Origin of the sequence: Chryseobacterium balustinum (assembly GCF_900168205.1) — a bacterium.
Taxonomy (GTDB): domain Bacteria; phylum Bacteroidota; class Bacteroidia; order Flavobacteriales; family Weeksellaceae; genus Chryseobacterium; species Chryseobacterium balustinum.
The window spans coordinates 205,215-225,675 of record NZ_FUZE01000005.1; the positions used below are offsets into that span (position 1 = coordinate 205,215).

General features: G+C 33.2%; 18 protein-coding genes. 16 read left to right on the forward strand and 2 right to left on the reverse strand.

Translation table 11 applies throughout. The features are described from left to right. Positions 1-72: 72 nt before the first annotated feature. Complete coding sequence (locus B5X64_RS09080) at positions 73-774, forward strand: CoA transferase subunit A (protein ID WP_079464920.1); 702 nt, start codon at positions 73-75, stop codon at positions 772-774. 180 nt (positions 775-954) lie between these two features. Here B5X64_RS09080 and B5X64_RS09085 read toward each other — a convergent pair whose 3' ends face one another. Further along, positions 955-2,748 (reverse strand): ABC transporter ATP-binding protein, encoded by a 1,794-nt coding sequence (locus tag B5X64_RS09085; protein ID WP_079464921.1) that lies wholly within the window; start codon positions 2,746-2,748, stop codon positions 955-957. 122 nt (positions 2,749-2,870) lie between these two features. On the opposite strand from B5X64_RS09085, the gene B5X64_RS09090 reads away from it, so the two are divergent. The 3 genes from B5X64_RS09090 (at position 2,871) to B5X64_RS09100 (ending at position 6,225) form a co-directional block, all read left to right on the forward strand. Continuing rightward, positions 2,871-3,524, forward strand: coding sequence for a CoA transferase subunit B (locus B5X64_RS09090; protein WP_079464922.1), 654 nt, complete (start codon positions 2,871-2,873; stop codon positions 3,522-3,524). Positions 3,525-3,845: 321 nt separating this feature from the next. After that, the gene (locus B5X64_RS09095; RefSeq protein ID WP_079464923.1) at positions 3,846-5,261 is read left to right on the forward strand and encodes an aldehyde dehydrogenase family protein; all 1,416 of its coding nucleotides are present in this window, start codon (positions 3,846-3,848) and stop codon (positions 5,259-5,261) included. A 169-nt stretch (positions 5,262-5,430) separates the two neighbouring features. After that, on the forward strand, positions 5,431-6,225 hold the full coding sequence (locus B5X64_RS09100; protein WP_079464924.1) for an AraC family transcriptional regulator: 795 nt from the start codon (positions 5,431-5,433) through the stop codon (positions 6,223-6,225). A 70-nt stretch (positions 6,226-6,295) separates the two neighbouring features. On the opposite strand, the gene B5X64_RS09105 is transcribed toward B5X64_RS09100, so the two are convergent. Continuing rightward, a complete protein-coding gene (locus tag B5X64_RS09105) occupies positions 6,296-7,102 on the reverse strand; it encodes a DUF4197 domain-containing protein (protein WP_079464925.1) in 807 nt (268 codons plus the stop codon). A gap of 373 nt (positions 7,103-7,475) precedes the next feature. On the opposite strand from B5X64_RS09105, the gene B5X64_RS09110 reads away from it, so the two are divergent. The 12 genes from B5X64_RS09110 to B5X64_RS09165 all read left to right on the forward strand — a co-directional run bounded on the left by B5X64_RS09110 (position 7,476) and on the right by B5X64_RS09165 (position 20,301). Then, the gene (locus tag B5X64_RS09110; RefSeq protein WP_079464941.1) at positions 7,476-9,722 is read left to right on the forward strand and encodes a family 20 glycosylhydrolase; all 2,247 of its coding nucleotides are present in this window, start codon (positions 7,476-7,478) and stop codon (positions 9,720-9,722) included. Between the two features lie 16 nt (positions 9,723-9,738). Beyond that, positions 9,739-10,362 carry a Crp/Fnr family transcriptional regulator gene (locus B5X64_RS09115; protein WP_079464942.1) on the forward strand — a complete coding sequence of 208 codons (624 nt, stop codon included), beginning with the start codon at positions 9,739-9,741 and terminating at the stop codon, positions 10,360-10,362. Positions 10,363-10,483: 121 nt separating this feature from the next. Beyond that, positions 10,484-11,278 carry a sulfite exporter TauE/SafE family protein gene (locus B5X64_RS09120; protein WP_079464926.1) on the forward strand — a complete coding sequence of 265 codons (795 nt, stop codon included), beginning with the start codon at positions 10,484-10,486 and terminating at the stop codon, positions 11,276-11,278. A gap of 91 nt (positions 11,279-11,369) precedes the next feature. Continuing rightward, positions 11,370-12,782, forward strand: coding sequence for an MBL fold metallo-hydrolase (locus tag B5X64_RS09125; RefSeq protein WP_079464927.1), 1,413 nt, complete (start codon positions 11,370-11,372; stop codon positions 12,780-12,782). Positions 12,783-12,800: 18 nt separating this feature from the next. After that, positions 12,801-13,364 carry a YeeE/YedE family protein gene (locus B5X64_RS09130; RefSeq protein WP_079464928.1) on the forward strand — a complete coding sequence of 188 codons (564 nt, stop codon included), beginning with the start codon at positions 12,801-12,803 and terminating at the stop codon, positions 13,362-13,364. Between the two features lie 11 nt (positions 13,365-13,375). Beyond that, positions 13,376-13,858 carry a DUF6691 family protein gene (locus B5X64_RS09135; RefSeq protein ID WP_079464929.1) on the forward strand — a complete coding sequence of 161 codons (483 nt, stop codon included), beginning with the start codon at positions 13,376-13,378 and terminating at the stop codon, positions 13,856-13,858. Positions 13,859-13,941: 83 nt separating this feature from the next. Beyond that, a complete protein-coding gene (locus B5X64_RS09140) occupies positions 13,942-14,934 on the forward strand; it encodes an isoaspartyl peptidase/L-asparaginase family protein (protein WP_172459130.1) in 993 nt (330 codons plus the stop codon). Between the two features lie 111 nt (positions 14,935-15,045). Beyond that, a complete protein-coding gene (locus B5X64_RS09145) occupies positions 15,046-15,588 on the forward strand; it encodes a hypothetical protein (RefSeq protein WP_079464931.1) in 543 nt (180 codons plus the stop codon). Between the two features lie 20 nt (positions 15,589-15,608). After that, positions 15,609-16,271, forward strand: coding sequence for a copper homeostasis protein CutC (locus B5X64_RS09150; RefSeq protein WP_079464932.1), 663 nt, complete (start codon positions 15,609-15,611; stop codon positions 16,269-16,271). A 452-nt stretch (positions 16,272-16,723) separates the two neighbouring features. Further along, the gene (locus B5X64_RS09155; protein ID WP_079464933.1) at positions 16,724-17,101 is read left to right on the forward strand and encodes a GxxExxY protein; all 378 of its coding nucleotides are present in this window, start codon (positions 16,724-16,726) and stop codon (positions 17,099-17,101) included. Continuing rightward, positions 17,102-19,588 (forward strand): beta-mannosidase, encoded by a 2,487-nt coding sequence (locus tag B5X64_RS09160; protein WP_079464934.1) that lies wholly within the window; start codon positions 17,102-17,104, stop codon positions 19,586-19,588. Positions 19,589-19,809: 221 nt separating this feature from the next. Continuing rightward, the gene (locus tag B5X64_RS09165; RefSeq protein ID WP_079464935.1) at positions 19,810-20,301 is read left to right on the forward strand and encodes a DinB family protein; all 492 of its coding nucleotides are present in this window, start codon (positions 19,810-19,812) and stop codon (positions 20,299-20,301) included. Positions 20,302-20,461 lie beyond the last annotated feature (160 nt).

A 20,461-nucleotide genomic window follows, 5' to 3' on the forward strand; every position in this document is an offset into this window, starting at 1 on the left:
CAAAATTCATTTGGAATACGGTGGATATGATAAAAATGTTTAAATTTAAAACGGAAAAAAATCAAATATTTCATGATAGATAAAAGAGTAAAAAATGCTGCAGAAGCCATTGAAGGAATTCAGGATGGAATGACCTTAATGTTGGGAGGATTCGGACTTTGTGGAATTCCAGAAAATTCGATCAACGCTTTGGTAGAAAGTGATGTAAAAGATTTAACATGTATTTCAAACAATGCGGGAGTTGATGATTTCGGATTGGGATTATTGCTTCATAAAAAACAAATTAAAAAGATGATTTCATCTTATGTTGGTGAAAATGCAGAATTTGAAAGACAAATGTTATCAGGCGAATTAGATGTTGAACTAACGCCACAAGGAACTTTAGCAGAAAAATGCCGTGCTGCTCAAGCCGGAATTCCTGCATTTTATACTCCTGCAGGTTTCGGGACAGAAGTCGCAGAAGGTAAAGAAGTGAAAGATTTCAAAGGAAAGCCACATATTTTGGAGCATGCTTACGAAGCAGATTATTCAATCGTAAAAGCCTGGAAAGGTGATCATGCAGGAAACTTAATTTTCAAAGGATCAGCAAGAAACTTCAACCATCCAATGGCGGGAGCAGGGAAAATTACCATTGCTGAAGTAGAAGAATTGGTTGCTCCGGGCGAATTAGATCCTAATCAAATACATATTCCGGGAATTATGATTCAAAGAATTTTCCAAGGTGAAAATTTTGAAAAAAGAATCGAGCAGAGAACTGTGAGAAAAAAAGATTAATTTTTTAGTTTATAATTGTTCTTTTAAAAAATAATACCCCGAAATCAACTTTCGGGGTAATTTTATAGTATTTGTAAGCTAATTGTCATTCTGAATGAAGCGAAGCGTAATGAACAATCTTTGTTTTCAATCATGTAAACTTCAACTTCCATCAACCAACAGCTCTCTTCCAACTTCCTTCTACGCTAAAGTTTTCCTTTCTCCAATCTGCTGTCTCCACATTGCATAATACAATCCTTTTTCTTCAATTAATTGTAAGTGAGAACCTGTTTCGATGACTTGTCCGCGTTCCAAGACATAAATTCTGTCTGCGTGCATAATCGTACTTAATCGGTGTGCAATCAAAACAGTGATTTGTTCTTTTTCTTTAGAAATTTCTTTAATGGTTGTCGTAATTTCTTCTTCAGTAATGCTGTCTAAAGCAGACGTTGCTTCATCAAAAATAAGAAGATGAGGTTTTCTTAAAAGCGCTCTGGCAATGGCGATTCTTTGTTTTTCACCACCGCTTAATTTTAATCCGCCTTCACCAATTACGGTTTCAATTCCTTTTTCTGCGCGTTCTAAAAGAGCAGTACAGCTTGATTTTTTTAAAGCTAATTGAAGATCTTCTTCTGTTGCAGAAGGATTCACAAACAAAAGATTTTCTCTTATTGTTCCCGCAAAAAGTTGAGTGTCCTGTGTTACAAAACCAATTTGATTTCTCAATTCATCAAAATCAAACTCTTTTCCGTCAATATTATTATAAAAAATACTTCCTTCCTGTGGTCTGTATAATCCTACAAGTAATTTTACCAATGTACTTTTTCCTGAACCACTCGGTCCTACAAAAGCAATGGTTTCACCACTTTTTACATCAAATGAAATAGAATTTAATGCTTTATAATGGGCACTCTGATGTTGAAAAGATACTTTTTGGAATTCTAATTCTTCAATGGCTCCGATTTTTTTCGGCGTTAAAGGTTTGGGCTCAACTTCTTTTTTCATCACTCGGTCAAAATTTTGAAGCGATGCTTCTGCTTCACGATAAGAAATAATGATATTTCCAATTTCCTGCATCGGTCCGAAAATAAAGAATCCGTAAAACATCAGTGATAAATATTGTCCTGGAGTGACAATATTTTTAAATATTAATAATAATAAAGTAAAAGTAATGACTTGCTGTAAAAAATTGACCAAAGTTCCTTGTACAAAACTTAACGAGCGGATGCTTTTTACTTTTCTCAATTCCAGATTCAGGATTTTGTACGTATTGTTGTTTAATCGTTCAACTTCCTGATTGGTCAGTCCCAAACTTTTTACAATCTCAATATTTCTAAGACTTTCTGTGGTGCTTCCTGCAAGATTAGTAGTTTCTGAAACAATATTTTTTTGGATGGTTTTTATTCTTTTGCTCAATAAATTGGTGACAACAGCAATAAAAATAATTCCTACAACATAAACAGGCATAATCGACCAATGCAAACGGATTGCATATACTGAAACAAAAATAATACTTACTAAAATTCCAAAAAATACATTAATGAAATTATTGATAAATTTCACAGAATCTTCACGTACTTTGGTTAGAATAGAAAGTGTCTCGCCACTTCTTTGATCTTCAAATTCCTGAAAAGGTAATCTCATAGAGTGTTGTAGACCATCGGTGAAAATCTGAGCACCAAATTTTTGAATAATTACACTTACCACATAATCCTGAAATGCTTTGGCGATTCGACTGATCATTGCCGTTCCGATCAATAAAGCTAAAAAATAGAATACTCCATGATAAATATCGGTTCCGTAGAGATATTCATTCAACGTTCTTGGGATTAGTTTTTCTTTATCGAAATGGTTGGGTTGGTTAACCAATTTATCCAAAATATTCCCGGTTATAGCAGGTGCAAATAACGAAAAGACTTGATTTATAGAAGCTAACAACAGCGATGCGATAATTAGCCATTTATAAGGTTTTAAATAGTTTAATAGAATTTTCATTTGTAAAATTAAAAGCCTACAAATTTACGACAATTTGCGAAGTAAAATTTATCATAGGATAAGAAAGAAAGTATTTTCGTAATTCTGAAAAAATGGCTAATTTGGCGGGATAAGATTATGCTATGCTAACTAAAGAACAAATTGCACAAAGAATTTCAAAAGAAGTAAAAGACGGATATTATGTAAATTTAGGAATTGGAATTCCAACATTGGTTGCCAATTACGTTCCTAATAATCTTTCAGTAGAGTTTCAAAGCGAAAACGGCGTTTTGGGAATGGGTCCATTTCCTTTTGAAGGAGAAGAAGATGCCGACATTATCAACGCCGGAAAACAAACAATTACCATTCTTGATGGCGGTTCATTTTTCGATTCTGCATTCAGTTTTGGGATGATCAGAAGCCAAAAAGTTGATTTGACCATCCTTGGAGCGATGGAAGTTTCAGAAAACGGAGACATTGCCAACTGGAAAATCCCAGGAAAAATGGTGAAAGGAATGGGAGGCGCAATGGATTTAGTAGCCTCAGCTGAAAATATCATCGTTGCGATGATGCACGTAAACAAAGCTGGAGAAAGCAAAATCCTTAAAAAATGTACACTTCCTCTTACCGGAATCAACTGTGTGAAAAAAGTAGTTACTGAATTAGCAGTTCTTGATGTGACTCCAGCTGGTTTCAAATTGGTTGAAAGAGCTCCCGGAGTTTCTGTAGAACACATTATAAAATCCACAGAAGCAGATTTAATCATTGAAGGCGATATTCCTGAAATGCAATTCTAAATAAAAAAAGGCTGTTCTATACATTTGAACGGCCTTTTTTAATGTATTACTTTGTAGTAAGTGACTATTAAATTAAATCTACTTCTATAAATTAATAGTCAGTAAGTTTTTTCAAATTTTCTCATCACAAAATATCTGGAATATAGTTAAGAGAATTAATTTCTATATTAATCAGTTTTCGCAATTCTCTATAAAAAATAATTTTTAAAGTGATATTTTTCGGAATTATGAGCTTTTCAACAAAATTTAATTGAGCTTTTTAACAAAAATATTTTCTCGAAATTCCCTCAACTTTGTCTTACAAAATTAAAACATACAGTTATGAAACGTATAGACAAAGCCTACATCAATGGCGAATTTACAGCATTACACGGAACAGAAATTTTCGAACTTATCAATCCTTCAAATCATGAGAAAATTGGGGAAGTGATTTTAGCTGATCAAGTTGATACCCGAAAAGCGATTGCAGCAGCAAAAGAGGCTTTTAAAACTTTTTCAAAAACCAGTGTTGAAGAGCGTATCCAAATCCTCAAAAATTTAAAAAATTCTGTAGATAAACGAAAAGATGAGTTTATTGAGACCATGATTCAGGAATATGGAGGAACAAGACAATTCTGTACTTTTTCCATAGATAATATGACTCGTGTTTTTGATGATATGATAGAAACACTACGTGATTTCGAGTTTGACAGAAAAGCAGGAAACACCTTGGTACAGATGATGTCTTTAGGCGTAGTAGGGATTATTACTCCTTGGAATTCCAGCAACAGTTTTATATGTAGTAAATTTGCAACTGCTGTTGCAGCAGGTTGTACGGTTGTAGTGAAGCCTAGCGAAATGAGTGCTTTACAGACTCAACTTATTATAGAATGGTTTCACGAAGCAGGACTTCCGAAAGGGATTTTTAATGTAATCAACGGATTGGGAGGCATTGTAGGGAACGAAATTGTGAATCATCCTGATATTGCAAAAATATCTTTTACAGGTTCTACAAATACCGGAAAAATGATTGCAAAAGGAGCGGTAGATACTATGAAAAGAGTGACATTGGAACTTGGCGGAAAATCTCCCAATATCATTCTGGATGATGCTGATTTTGAGCAAGCTATTCCACAAGCTGTTTTTGGAGCTTATATGAACAGCGGACAAGCCTGTATTGCACCGACTCGTTTATTGGTGCCTCAATCAAGATTAGAAGAAGTCAATGAATTGGCAAAACAAGCGGCACTTCAGATTCTTGTAGGGAATCCGGCAGATGAAAACACGAATGTAGGACCAATGGTTTCCGAAAATCAATACAATCGAGTACAAAGCTATATTAAACTTGGGTTGGACGAAGGTGCTGTTCTATTAACAGGCGGTACTGGAAAGCCAGAAGGTCTTGAAAATGGAAATTTTGTAAAAGCAACTATTTTCACCAATGTTCGAAACGATATGCGTATTGCGCAGGAAGAAATTTTCGGTCCTGTTTTATCAATCATTTCTTATGAAAATGAAGAAGAAGCGGTTGCTATTGCCAATGACACTTCTTATGGATTAGCAGCTTATATTACTTCTTCCGATGAGAACCGTGCGCTGAAAATAGCTTCCCAAATAGAAGCAGGACGGGTTTGTGTTAATGGTTTTAAACATGATCCTTTGGCACCATTCGGAGGTTTCAAACAATCGGGGATCGGAAGAGAATTCGGAACATTTGGTTTGGAAGAATACCTGGAACCGAAATCAATTTTGGTCTAAAAAAATAGTGAATATCAGTAATATGTAATAATTTAAACAGTGATTAGTTTAAAAAAAGATTACACTTTGCGTTAAAAAAAGCGTGATTACTAAAAGGAAATATTCAAAAAATAGTATATTTAAATAAGTCAGGTCAACGCTTTTTGACTTGACTTTTAATCCTAAAGAAATGTCTGAAAATATAGAATATATAACATATTCCTGCTACTTTACCGTTTTTCGTGAAGGAGAGCAGTTTGTTTCCTTTAATGGTTTGTCGATTGTAATTTCCGGAGAAATGGAACTTAATGACGGAATTCACCGAAAAACGTTTGGTAAAGGAGATATTTATCTTGTGAATAAAAACCAATTGTTGAAATTTCTTAAAAAACCTGGCGAAGAAGCTGAATTTAAATCTTTATCCATAAGATTTGATGATGAAATACTAAAGCAGATGAGTGAAGAAGAAAACTTTATACTTGAAGAAAAAGAAAAGACACCTGCTTTTATGGATGTATCCGAAACAACTCACCTCAAATATTTTATGGAATCTTTGTTGCAATATCAGGATTTATTAGGAAACAAATCTCCCGAATTGGCAATATTAAAGCAAAAAGAAGCTTTATTGCTCTTGTTTGGGCATAATCCGTCACTAAAAAATATTTTGTACGATATTTCGAATCCGCATAAAATCAACCTCGAAGAATTTATGCAAAAAAATTATCATTTCAATGTGAAGCTTCCGCGTTTTGCTTATTTAACGGGAAGAAGCCTCGCTTCTTTTAAACGTGATTTTGAAAAAATATTTGGTATAGCTCCAGGAAAATGGCTGCTCCAAAAAAGATTACAGGAAGCCCATTATCTCTTAGAAAAAGGGAAAAAAGCTTCTGATATTTATCTTGATCTGGGTTTCGAAGATTTTTCCCACTTTTCGTTTGCGTTTAAAAAACAGTATGGTTTGGCTCCGACTAAACTTATCCCATAATTTTGGTGATTTTTTAACTTCGGATAATCAACATATTTAATTAAACCTAATTTGTATTGATAGAAAGAGATTACTTTCCATCCTGCGCTCCAAAAACCTTCTGCAAAATACTCGTCGTTCTCATCACAGAATTATTTCTGATACCGCTTTCTTTTTCGGCTACCATTTTAAAAACACCATTGATGGTTTCGTTGGTTACATATTCATTTAAATTTGTCGAAACAGCTTGTCCGGTCAGTGTATTGTATTTTGAAATCAAATTTGTCCATACTTTATCGGCGCCAACCTTTCCCAAAGAAGCTTTTACTTTTGGCTGAAAAGCAGTGAAAAGTTGAGATTGCGTTTTTGTTTGCAAATAGTTAGTCGCAGCATTATCGCCACCCAATAAAATATTTTTGGCATCTGTTATTGTCATTGATGTAATAGCTTTTGTGAAGATCGGAGCAGATTCTGTAACGGCATCTTCAGCGGCTCTGTTTAAAAGCTTTACACCCTGATCAGCTAAACTTCCTAATCCGAAAGCACGAAGTTTGGTGTCAATCACTCTTAATTTTTCAGGCATTAAAATTTTTACCGCTTCATTTTTTAAGAAACCATCTGTTACACCAAGCTTTTTTACACCTTCAGCTACGCCTAAATTTAAAGCTTCTTTCAAACCTGATGAAATTTGAGTTGATGTTAAGTTATTTAAATTAACTGAAGAACTTGTAGAAGATTGTGTTGAAGTTGATGTCGTAGTAGACGTTGTATTCTTTTTAGGATTGTTTAAATCGATACCGGTTTGACTTTTAACGGTAGATTTAATCGCATCTAAAATCTGTGACTGTGCAGAAACTGAAAATAATAATCCAGCTGCTAAAAAAAATGTTTTTCTCATCGTTTATTTTATACAAAATTAGATATTTTAAGATTGAAAAAGTTAAATATTGTTTGTTATTTTTAGAGCCTATTTAAATTTGATATTTATTTTTACCATTAAGAAAAGGCTATTAAAAATTACTTATTAAAATTTAAGTAAACTCTTAGAAAACGATATTTTTAATTAAAATTCTTATTAGAAAATAATTTTTAAAAATTTATTTAAAGAATTATCCACTTCGTTTACAAAGCTCCGGAGGAGCTTAACCTTTGTAGAAAAAAATAAGAACACAAATTTGAGCTCCGTAGGAGCGACACATTATATTTATCAATACCACCAGAAAAATCCTCAGAAAATAATTATATTCGCTAAACTCAAATCAAAATCAGAAATGAAACGTTTTTTACTTCTATTTTCTATTCTATTTTCGGGATTCTTTTTTTCCCAATCCCAATTAAATTTAATTCCTTATCCTCAAAAAGTTGAATTTCAAAAAGGAGAATTTAATATTAATGATCAAACGGTTGTAAAAGGAGTAGACAAATCTTTTGAAAACCAATTTTTTTTAAAATCTCTAAACAAGATTAAAGGTTTTGATTTATCAAAAAACAATCGAGGTGATGGTGATAACGTTATCTTTTTAAACCTAAAAAAAGAATTAAATAATGATTACGAAATTCAAATAACAGCAGATTTTATTTCTGTCACGGGAAAAGATAAATCGGGATTATTTCACGGTATTCAAACCCTTCTCCAACTTATTCAAACTTCTGAAAATGGCAAAATACCTGCTCTAAAGATTGAAGATTCTCCAAAATTCGCATGGCGCGGAATGCATCTCGATGTTTGCCGTCATTTCTTCACCGTTGAAGAAGTAAAGCAGTACATTGATTATTTAGCGATGTACAAATTGAATACTTTTCATTGGCATTTAACGGATGACCAAGGTTGGAGAATTGAAATTAAAAAATATCCAAAGCTCACACAAATCGGTTCAAAACGTAAAGAATCGATGATTGGAGCATATGTCGACAATACTTTTGACGGAAAACCTTATGGTCCGTATTTTTATACACAGGAACAAATTAAAGAAGTTGTAAAATATGCAACAGAAAGACATATTACGGTTGTTCCTGAAATTGAAATGCCGGGTCATGCTTTGGCTGCACTTTCGGCTTATCCTGAATTGGCGTGTACAAAAGGTCCTTTTGAAGCGGCTACAAAATGGGGCGTTTTTGATGATGTTTTCTGTCCGAAAGACGAAACGTTTACGTTTTTAGAGAATGTTTTAGATGAAGTAATCCAACTGTTTCCATCGCAATATATTCACATCGGTGGTGACGAATGCCCTAAAACAAGATGGAAAGAATGTGCACATTGTCAGGAATTGATTAAGAAAAACAATCTGAAAGACGAACACGGTTTACAAAGTTATTTCATCCATAGAATTGAAAAATATGTCAATTCAAAAGGCAGAAAAATCATCGGTTGGGATGAGATTTTAGAAGGTGGTTTAGCTCCAAACGCAGCTGTGATGAGCTGGACAGGTATCAAAGGTGGAACTGAAGCCGCAAAGTCAGGACATTTTGCCGTAATGACACCGGGCTCTTATTGTTATTTTGACCATTATCAGGGTGACCCGCAAACTGAACCGAATGCTTTTGGAGGTTTTACGCCTTTGGAAAAAGTGTATTCTTACAACCCAATTCCTTCTGAATTAAATGTAGAACAGTCGAAATTTATTTTAGGAGTTCAGGCTAATTTGTGGACGGAATATATTCTTGATTTTAAACAGGTTCAGTATATGATTTTCCCAAGGTTGTTTGCGCTTTCTGAAGTCGGGTGGGGAACTTCAGATCCTGAAAATTATAAGGAATTTGAAAACAGAGTGGTGGAGCATTTTAAAATTTTAGATAAAATGAACATCAATTATGCGAAAAGTATTTATAATATTGGCGGAAAAGTAATTCCTAGCAAAAATGGAACTTCTTACGAACTTTCAACCTCGCAAAATCCAAATGGAATTAGATATACAACAGATGGAAGTGAGACTAAATCAACTTCTTCAAATTATCAAAATCCAATTCCTGTTTCAAAAGCAATGACTGTAAAATCAGCTTATTTTGAAAATGGAGTATTGAAAAGTGCAATATCTTCTCAGGAGTTTATACCTTCGAAAACAACCGGCAAAGCAATTACTTTAGAACATCAGCCAAGTGAAAATTATTCTTTCGGTGGAGCTTTTACATTAGTGGACGGAATTATAGGTAATGTAAAACAATTGGGAAAAACATGGCTGGGTTTTCAAGGGAAAGATGTTGTAGCGACATTAGATTTAGGCGAAAAAATAAAGTTTTCAGAAGTTTATTTCAATACGTTAGATAATAAAGGAAGCTGGATTCATTTGGCAAAATCAGCAATAATTTCAATTTCTGATGATGGCAAAAACTTTAAAACGATTAAAGAAATCGGTAAAGATGAAATTCTTAAAGCCAAAGGGAAAATCAATTTGAAAGTTGGAAACCAGAATTCAAAATTCATTAAAATTAAAATAGAAAATGCAGGAATTATTCCTGCCGGAAATCCTGGTGCAGATTCAAAAGCGTGGCTTTTTGTAGACGAAATTGGCGTCAATTAATAAAAATCTCTCAATCATGGAAAACTCGGTTCTATCATCAGAATTCACATCTTCACCAGAATTAGTAGAAAAATTATATCTCAACGGTAATAAGAAAACTTATAAAGAAGGAGATATTATTTTAGATGAAAATTCTTCTATTCGCTCTATTCCGATTGTAATGAAAGGAATGATTAAGGTAATCAGAACTGAAGAAGATGGTCGGGAAATTTTACTGTATTATATTCAAGCGGGTGAAAGTTGCATCATGTCTTTTCTTGGCGGGATGCATAATGAAAAAAGTATTGTGAAAGCCGAAGTGGAAGAAGATGCCGAAATTCTGTTTTTACCCGTAGATAAAGTTTCTCTTTTCATAAAAGAATACCCGGAATGGCTGGATTATATTTTCAGACTATACCACAAACGTTTTGAAGAGTTGCTGGATATTATTAATGCCATCGCTTTTAAAAAAGTAGACGAAAGATTATTGAACCTTCTGATTAAAAAAACTGAAATCTCTCAATCTAAAACCATCATCATTACTCATGAGCAGCTTGCTAATGAGTTGGGAACGGCAAGAGTTGTCGTCTCCAGGCTTTTAAAACAGTTGGAAGATACAGGTAAATTAAAACTCGGGAGAAATAAAATTATACTTTTATAGCTTGTTTGAATTTGTATAGTGAATTCTAAAAAAATAAAGCCTCAATGAGGCTTTACTTATGTAACAAAAGTAGCTGTAGGACTTTCAGGATATTTCCATTTTTGCATCATAAAGTTGAGAAATGGAAATTTTTGGTTATATCGCATCTGTTTTAATAGGTGTTTCTTTAGGTTTAATAGGCGGTGGCGGAAGTATTTTCACTGTTCCGGTTTTGGTTTATTTTTTTGGGATTGATGCTTTTTTAGCAACAGAATATTCACTTTTTATAGTTGGAACCAGCAGTATAATAGGCTCTGTATCTTACTTTAAAAATGGCTTGGTAAATATGAAAACCGTTTTAATCTTTGGTATTCCATCTGTCATCTCTATTTTTCTCACCCGTAATTTTTTGTTACCAATCATTCCTGATTCTATTTTTAAGTTTGGAAACTTTGTAATGACAAAAAATATTTTTTTGCTCCTGATTTTTGCAGGCTTAATGATTGCTGCCTCGTACAAAATGATTCGGAAAAATAAAGTATTAGAAATCAAGGCTACATCTTCACAAAAAAACAACGCTTTTTTAGCAGTAGGAGAAGGTTCTGTTGTAGGTTTTTTAACAGGATTGGTTGGAGCGGGAGGAGGCTTTATGATTATTCCTGCATTGGTTAATTTTCTGAAAATGCCCATGAAAGTTGCCATCGGAACTTCTTTGGTTATTATATCTGTCAATTCTCTTATCGGATTTTTTTCTTCAGTGAATCATCTGAAAATTGACTGGAGTTTTTTAGGAAGTATATCAGCAATTGCAATAGTAGGAATTTTCATAGGAACACAATTATCAAAAAAAATCAACGGTGAAAAATTGAAACCCGTATTTGGATGGTTCATTTTGATAATGGTAGTTTATATTATTTTGAAAGAAATAATACTTTAAAAATTGTTATGTAACAAAAGTAGCGGTGTGAGAAAAGTAGTTTAAGGAAATTTGCAGCACATAAAAATATCAATAAAATAAATATTTAAAGATGAAGATAGAACAAATATATACCGGATGTCTTGCTCAAGGTGCTTATTATATCGTTTCTGATGGTGAAGCGGCAATTATAGACCCTTTAAGAGAAACCAAACCGTATATTGAAAGACTGGAAAAAGATAATGTTAAGCTGAAATATATTTTTGAAACCCATTTTCATGCAGATTTTGTAAGCGGACACATTGATTTGAGTAAAAAAACAAACGCTCCAATTGTTTACGGACCGACTGCTAATCCTGAATTTGAAGCCATTATAGCTCAAGACAATCAAATTTTTGAAATAGGAAAAATAAAGATTAAAGTGCTTCACACACCGGGACATACGATGGAAAGTTCTTCTTTTCTATTAATTGATGAAAACGGAAGAGAAAAAGCTTTATTCAGCGGCGACACCTTATTTTTAGGTGATGTTGGTCGTCCTGATTTAGCTCAGAAAGCTGAAAATATGACTCAGGAAGATTTAGCTGGACTTCTTTATGAAAGTTTATACAAAAAAATACTTCCTTTAGATGATGATATTATTGTTTATCCGGCTCATGGTGCGGGTTCGGCATGTGGAAAAAATATGCAGAAAGAAACAGTAGACACCTTAGGAAATCAGAAAAAAACAAATTATGCGTTGAATCAAAATAGTAAAGAAAGTTTTATAAAAGCGGTTACAGACGGACTTCTTCCGCCTCCTGTATATTTTGGGATGAATGTGGCGATGAATAAAAAAGGCTACGAAAGTTTTGATGATGTTGTTTCTAAAGGTTTAAACGCTCTTTCGCCCGAAGAATTTGAAAAAACTGCCGAACTTTTTGGAGCTTTGATTCTTGATGTGAGAAATAATGATGAATTTGCGAAAGGCTTTATTCCTCAGTCAATCAACATTGGTTTAAACGGCGATTTTGCACCTTGGGTCGGAGCTTTGATTGGTGATGTAAAACAGCCGATTTTATTAATTACGGATGAAAATAAGCAGGAAGAGACCTTAACAAGATTGAGCAGAGTTGGGTTTGATACTATTTTAGGTTTTTTCGAAGGTGGTTTTAAAGCTTGGAAAAAAAATGGCAGAGAAATAGACATCATTAACCGGATTTCTGCAAAACAATTTGAGAGCGAAATCAAAAATAAAGAAGTTAAAATCATCGATGTAAGAAAAGAAAGCGAATACCAATCAGAACATGTGAATGAAGCCTACAATATGCCATTAGCATATATCAATGATTGGATTGGCAACTTAGATTCAGAAAAACATTTCTATCTTCATTGTGCAGGAGGCTATCGAAGTATGATGGCGGCAAGTATTCTGCAAGCCAGAGGATACCGAAATTTCACAGAAATCGAAGGCGGTTTTGCTGCGATTGCAAATACTGAAGTTTCTAAAAGTAATTTTGTTTGTCAAACTAAAATTTTTAAATAATTAAATTCGAAAAAAATAATGTTAGAAATCATAAAAGAACCTTGGCCTTGGTATATTGCAGGTCCGCTCATCGGTCTTACAGTTCCTGCGCTGTTAATTTTAGGAAATAAATCATTCGGAATCAGTTCGTCATTACGACATATTTGTGCTGCTTGTATTCCTGCAAACGTAAACTTTTTTAAGTACGACTGGAAAAAGGAGTCGTGGAATTTGTTCTTCGTATTAGGAATTTTCTTTGGAGGAATGATTGCTTCATATTTTTTGATAAATCCGGGTGAAATTTCAGTCAATCCAAAACTTAAAGCAGAATTGGCAACCTACGGAATTACAGATTACAGTAATCTTGTGCCAACACAGCTGATGAATTTTGAAAGTTTATTAACGCTAAAAGGTTTTCTTCTGATCGTTGTCGGTGGGTTTTTGGTAGGTTTTGGAACCCGATATGCGGGAGGTTGTACAAGCGGACATTCGATAATGGGAGTTTCTAATCTTCAATGGCCTTCTTTGGTAGCAACAATTTGCTTTATGGCAGGAGGCTTTTTAATGGCAAATGTAATTTTGCCAATCATTCTTTCACTTTAATTTATTTAAAAATGACAAAAGAAAAAGACATACGTCATCAAAATACCATTTGCACTAACGAAACTAATCTTCAGCATCAATGGTATTACAATCTCAAATATCTTTTAGTGGGTATTTTATTCGGAATTGTTTTTGTAAAAGCTGAAATCATAAGCTGGTTCAGAATTCAGGAAATGTTTCGTTTACAATCATTTCATATGTATGGGGCTATCGGAACTGCCATTCTTACAGGAATGATTTCTATTTGGTTGATTAAAAGATTTAATATAAAAACCATTCATGGAGAATCTATTGTAATAGCTCCAAAAAAATTCAATAAAGGACAAATCTATGGCGGATTGATTTTCGGATTTGGCTGGGCAATTACCGGAGCATGTCCCGGTCCTTTATTCGCACAAATAGGAACGGGTGCTTTAGTAGTAACAATTACTTTGCTGAGCGCCATTTTTGGAACTTGGGTTTACGGATATTTCAGAGAAAAACTACCTCATTAATTGTGTTGCTACAGACTCTTTTCTGCAATCATTTTTTTACTGATGCAAAATTTTAGTAATTTAGAAAAATCTTAAACCGTATCATGGACAGTAGAAGGAAATTCCTTAAAAAATCAGCACTCATTTCTTCAGCATTATTGTTAAATCCATTGGATTTGATTGCTAAAGACTCACCAGAGAATACAAAAGTAATTAATAAACCCATCGTACTTTCCACCTGGAATTTTGGTTTAAAAGCCAATGAAGAAGCATGGACGATTCTTGGAAAAGGCGGACGAGCTCTGGATGCGGTTGAAAAAGGTGTTCGTTTGGTAGAAAATGACCCGAATGAAAGAAGTGTCGGTTACGGAGGTCGTCCCGACAGAGACGGAAGAGTAACGCTCGATGCCTGTATTATGGATGATAATTATAATATCGGTTCGGTAGCTTGTCTTGAAAATATTAAAAATCCAATTTCTGTAGCTAGAGCAGTGATGGAAAAAACACCTCACGTGATGTTGGTGGGTGATGGAGCGTTACAGTTTGCCGTTTCTCAAGGTTTTAAAAAAGAAAATATTCTCACCGCAGAATCCGAAAAAGAGTGGAAAGAATGGTTAAAAGACAGCAAATATCAACCCATTGTCAATATTGAAAATCACGACACAATTGGAATGATTGCGCTCGATGCTCAAGGAAATCTTTCGGGAGCTTGTACAACGAGCGGAATGGCTTTTAAAATGCACGGCAGAGTAGGAGATTCTCCAATTATTGGAGCTGGTTTATTTGTTGATAACGAAGTTGGGGCAGCAACAGCGACAGGTCACGGTGAAGAAGTAATAAGAACGGTAGGAACTCATCTCGTGGTTGAATTGATGAGACAAGGAAGAAATCCTCAACAGGCGTGTAAAGAAGCGGTTGAAAGAATCGTGAAAATTACTAAAAGAAGAAATAAAAGTTTAAAAGATATTCAGGTTGGCTTTATTGCGATTAATAAAAAAGGTGAATACGGTTCTTATTGCATTCAGGACGGATTTAATTTCGCTGTTTACGACCAAAAAGGGAACCGTCTGGAAAAACCAGAATTTGCTTTAAAATAAAAAGTTAAATTTTAAATCTAAAGCGTTTATCAATCAATAGGAACGGGCTTTAGCCCGTTTTAAATATAATAGATTATCCATTTGGCTTTAGCCAAAACCTAAACAAAGAATATGAAAAACATATTTATTATTAGTTTACTTTTAATAATAGGTTGCAGTGAGACTAAAAAGGAAGAAATTAAAATTAATAATCTCCCTAAAGAATCTGTAGTAGAAAATAATTCCAAAGATACCGCTGAAGCAAAAACCTGGTTGGTGAAAAGTATCGAAAGCTATTTTAATGCAGATATTTCTAATCAAGAAAATATCATGCAAAATATAACAACCAAAGATTATTATGAATTCAAAACAGATGCAACAAATGTTGATTTGGATGTTGATGGAAGTCTCACATTGAAAGAGTTCCAGCAAAAATGGAAGAATAAGTTCAATACCGAAAATGTTGCTTTAAATACAGGTTTTCTTATCTCAGCACAAGATTGGACGAAAATTGAAGTAAAAAAATGCGACTTAAATGCAAGTCTTGAAAATGATTACAGTTTTTATGTAGAGTTGCAAGATATAGAATCTAAAGAGGTTTTTAAACGAATTATTAAGGTCACTAAAATCAAAAACAAATTCTTCATTGGAAATGTTTTAGAAAAAGTTAATTAAAAAATTAAAGAATAAAATATATGTTCTTAGAAATTGCCACATTTGATATCGCTTCTGCCGAAATTGCTTTAAATTCTGTTGCAGACAGAATTGAATTTTGTGCAGACATCAATTCAGGAGGAATTACCCCCGATCTGGAAGAATTGAGATATTTGAAAGAAAAATATTCGAAACCGATTCATGTAATGATTCGTCCTGTAGGAGGAGGTTTTTTATATACCGATTCAGAATTCAGGCAAATGCAGAAAAGTATTATTGAGTTTTCTAAAACCAATGCAGATGGTTTTGTTTTCGGGATCTTAGATGAATACCAGGAAATAGATATCGACAAAAATAAAATCTTAATTGAATTAGCCAACGGAAAACCTTGTGTTTTTCATAGAGCTATTGACCGAACCAAAAATATTTTTGAATCGACCGAAAAGCTTATTGAATTAGGTTTTAAAGAAATTCTTACTTCCGGAGGAGAAAATTCTGCAATGGAAGGAAAAGAAAATTTAAAAAAGCTTGTTGAAGGTTATTCTGATGATATCAAAATCTTGATTGGTGGCGGTGTTCGCTCTAATAATATTTCAGAATTGAAAAATGTAACTAAGGGTCAATATTTTCATTCTTCAGCGGTTTTGTCTTATGAATCTTTTGCCAACGCAGATGAAATTAAAAAGTTGAAAGTTAATTTGTAAATTTTTAGCTTTAAAATGGATGTTTTTTTAACGCAAAGTTTTATATGTGTACCGCTAATTTTAAGAAGCAAAGAGTAACGAACAAGTCGCTTAAGCGTGAAAATATACATGCGCTTAATAAAATCAATTTATTGATTCCTCTTTGCTCCTTAACTAAAGCATAAAGCAAAAAGATCTTTGCGTCAAAAAATAATAACACAAGATATATAAATGATTGAAAATATTTTAGACGCAAAGATTAATCTAAATATATCTAAATTTAATAAGCAAAGAATTGCGACAGAGTCCCTATTAAGCTTGAAAAAACGTTCGCTTAATAAAATCAATTTATTGATTCCTCTTTGCTCCTTAAACTAAAACATAAAGAAAAAAAATCTTTGCGTTAAAAAAAATCATACAAAGTATATCGATAAAAAACGAGATGGTAAAATTTTAAAAACACACAATCACAAATGACAGAAAACGAATTATCATATAAAATTATAGGAGCAGCTTTAGAGGTTCATAAAACTTTGGGAGTTGGTTTACTCGAAAACGCCTATGAAGTTGCTTTGGCCTATGAATTAAAAGAGCTTGGTTTGAAGGTTGAAAGTCAGTTATTACTTCCTCTAAAATATAAAAGTGAACTCATCGATAACGCTTATAGAATTGATTTGATTGTAGAAAATAAAATAATTATTGAAATAAAATCTGTTGTAGAAATTCATCCAGTTTTTTACTCACAAATAACAACATATTTAAAATTAACCAATATTAAACTAGGTCTTCTCATTAATTTTAATACCCCGCTTATCAAAGACGGAATCCATAGAATTGTAAATAAACAGTAGATGAACAAAACAATACTTTTTGCTTTACTTCTCATTCAAACATTAATCAAAGCACAATTTTCAGAGCGCAATTTATCCTCTGAAAAATGGCAATTCAAAAACTCCAAAGAAAATAAATGGCTCACGGCCTCCGTGCCGGGAACGGTGCATTTGGATTTGATGAATAACAAACTTATTCCCGACCCTTATAAAGATGAAAATGAGAAAAAAGTACAGTGGGTTGAAAATGAAGATTGGGATTATCAGACGGTTTTTAAAATTTCCGCTAAAGAATTAGAAAATCAGAATGCAGATTTGGTTTTTCATGGGCTGGATACGTTTTCTGAAATTTATTTAAATGGAAAACGGTTGAAGAAAACTGATAATATGTTTAGAACCTGGAAAATTCCGGTGAAAAATGATTTAAAAATTGGAAATAATATTTTACAGATTAAATTTAAATCTTCAGTAAATATTGGAAAAGATTTAGCGAAAAAAGTTCCGTTTACAATGCCGGAATCACCACGAAGTTTTGTAAGAAAAGCGCAATATCAGTTCGGCTGGGATTGGGGGCCGAGATTAGTCACTGCAGGAATTTGGAAATATGTAAAATTGAATTTCTGGAATCAGGCAAAAATTGAAAATATAAAAATAGAACATAAAGCTTTAACAAAACAAAGAGCTGATTTAAATATTTATGCGGAAATTTTCGCTGAGCAAAGCGGAAAGTATAGTTTTTTAATCAATAATGAAACGCGTGATGTTTCTTTACAGGAAGGTTCAAATAAGATTTCAATTCCTTTTCAGATTACAAATCCAAAACTTTGGCAACCCAACGGTTGGGGTGAACCTACTTTGTATGATTTAAAAGTTTCTCTTAAAAAAGATTCAAAAACTCTAAGTTTTAAATCTGAAAGAATTGGTCTCAGAACCATCGAATTAGTTCAGGAAAAAGACGAAAAAGGAAAATCTTTTTACTTTAAGGTTAATGGAAACCCGATGTACGCAAAGGGAACCAACTGGATTCCGTCTGACAGCTTCACACAGAGAATTACCAAAGAAAAATATAAAAAACTTATCCAAGATTGTAAAGATGCCAACATGAATATGATTCGTGTTTGGGGTGGAGGAATTTATGAAGATGACGAATTTTACAAAGCCTGCGACGAAAACGGTATTCTGGTTTGGCAGGATTTTATGTTTGCCGGAAGTTTTTATCCGTCAGACGAAGATTTTTTGAAGAATGTAAAAGAGGAAGTTAAAGATCAGGTTAACCGACTTCAAAATCATCCGTCGATTGCTTTATGGTGCGGAAATAATGAAATTGATGAAGCGATTGTCAATTGGGGATATCAGAAGCAATTCAAATATTCAAAAGAAGATTCATTGCAGGTTTGGAAAGATTACAAAAAGGTTTTTCATGAAGTGATTCCGAATGCTTTGAAGGAAAATTTAACCTCAGAAAAAAATATTTATTGGCCGACTTCACCATCGATTGGTTGGGGGCACAAAGAAAGCTTAACCGAAGGCGATTCTCATTATTGGGGAGTTTGGTGGGGTGAATTTCCTTTTGAAATTTATAACGAAAAAGTTCCAAGATTTGCTTCAGAATATGGCTTTCAGGGAATGCCGAGTTTAGAAACCGTTAAATCTATGTTTTCAGTAAAATCGGATTTGAGTTTAGAAAATCCAACGATTAAAGCGCACGAAAAAAATGCAAGAGGATTTGAAATTATTCAGAAATACATGGAACGTGATTATGTGATTCCAAAAGATTTTGTGAAATACAATTACGTTTCCCAGCTTCTTCAGGCTCGCGGAATGCAGATTGCCATTGAAGCGCATCGTCGTGCAAAACCTTACAATATGGGAACTTTGTATTGGCAATTAAACGATTGTTGGCCAGTGATTTCCTGGTCATCGATTGATTATTTAGGAAACTGGAAAGCTTTGCATTATCAGGTGAAAAGAAGCTTTGAAAATCAGGTAATTTTAACCGAAGAAAAAGAGGAATTTCTGGATTTTTATGGGATTAATGATGAATTAAAAAATTTCGAAGATGTAAAAGTAGAAATCCAGGTTGTTGATTTTAATGGAAAAATTTTAAATGATTTAACTACTGTTCAGGATGGAAAAATACTCGATGGAATTGTGAAGTTTAATCATATAGAAATTAAAAACTTAATTAAATATTCCAATAAAAATGAAGTCTTTTTAAAATTAATCTTAAAAGATAAAACCAAAAAAATTATTGCCCAAAACAATCATTTCTTCGTAAAACCAAAAGATCTAAAACTTACAAAACCCAATATCAAAATCAAGAAAATCTCTGCAACAGAAATCGAAATTTCAACTGATATTTTGGCGAAAGATGTTTATTTGATGGGCGACACCCATTTTAGTGACAATTTTTTCGATTTGCTTCCAAAAACTTCAAAAAAAGTTACCCTTTCAAAATCATTAAAAAGCGTTGAGGTAATGACTTTGTGGGATACAATGAATGAATAAACAAAAAGACCGATTTTAAAAACCGGCCTAATTCAAATTTATCTACCTCTACATATTTACAGTTAAAACATTTGTGTATCGGATATCAAGCTAACGTGAAAAATATTTATTTATTTTGAAAGTTTAAAACTTTTTTTAAACATCGAAAACCCTACTGACAAACTGTTGTCATAAACTGCGATTACCTTTGTCTTAAGATTAACAACTTAAAACAAAAAATTATGACAACTACAGCAATTGCAACCCAACAGTTTATTTCTTCAGCACAAATGTTAGAACATTGGCAAGGCCACAGAAACCTTACAAGAAGGGTGATTGATGCATTTCCTGAAAAAGAATTATTTGAATTTTCAATTGGCGGAATGAGACCTTTCGCAAAGCTGGCAGTAGAATTAATCAGCATTGCAGGTCCTGGTTTGAAAGGAATTGTAGATCATCAGGAAGAAAAATTTTCTGAAGAAGCTTTTCAGCCAAAAACAAAAGAAGAGATTCTTGCAAAATGGGATTCTGAAACGGAAGTAATTAATCATTATTTTAATCTAATTTCTGAAGAAAGATTTCAGGAAATGTTTAATTTATTTGGTCAGTACGAGTTTCCGGTGTATCAGAATATTCTTTATTTTATTGACAATGAAGTACATCACCGTGGTCAAGGGTATACTTATTTAAGAGCTTTGGGTATTGATCCGCCATTCTTTTGGGAAAGATTCTAAGCATAATTGATGCTCTCATAAAAAACGCTTTCAGAATTTCTGAAAGCGTTTTATTGTATAAAAATACTCCTTTAGATTTATACTAGGAAAAATAATATATTTATGTAAGAAGAGAAAAGTGTTTAAGTAAACTAAGATACACTCCGAGTAAAACTCATAG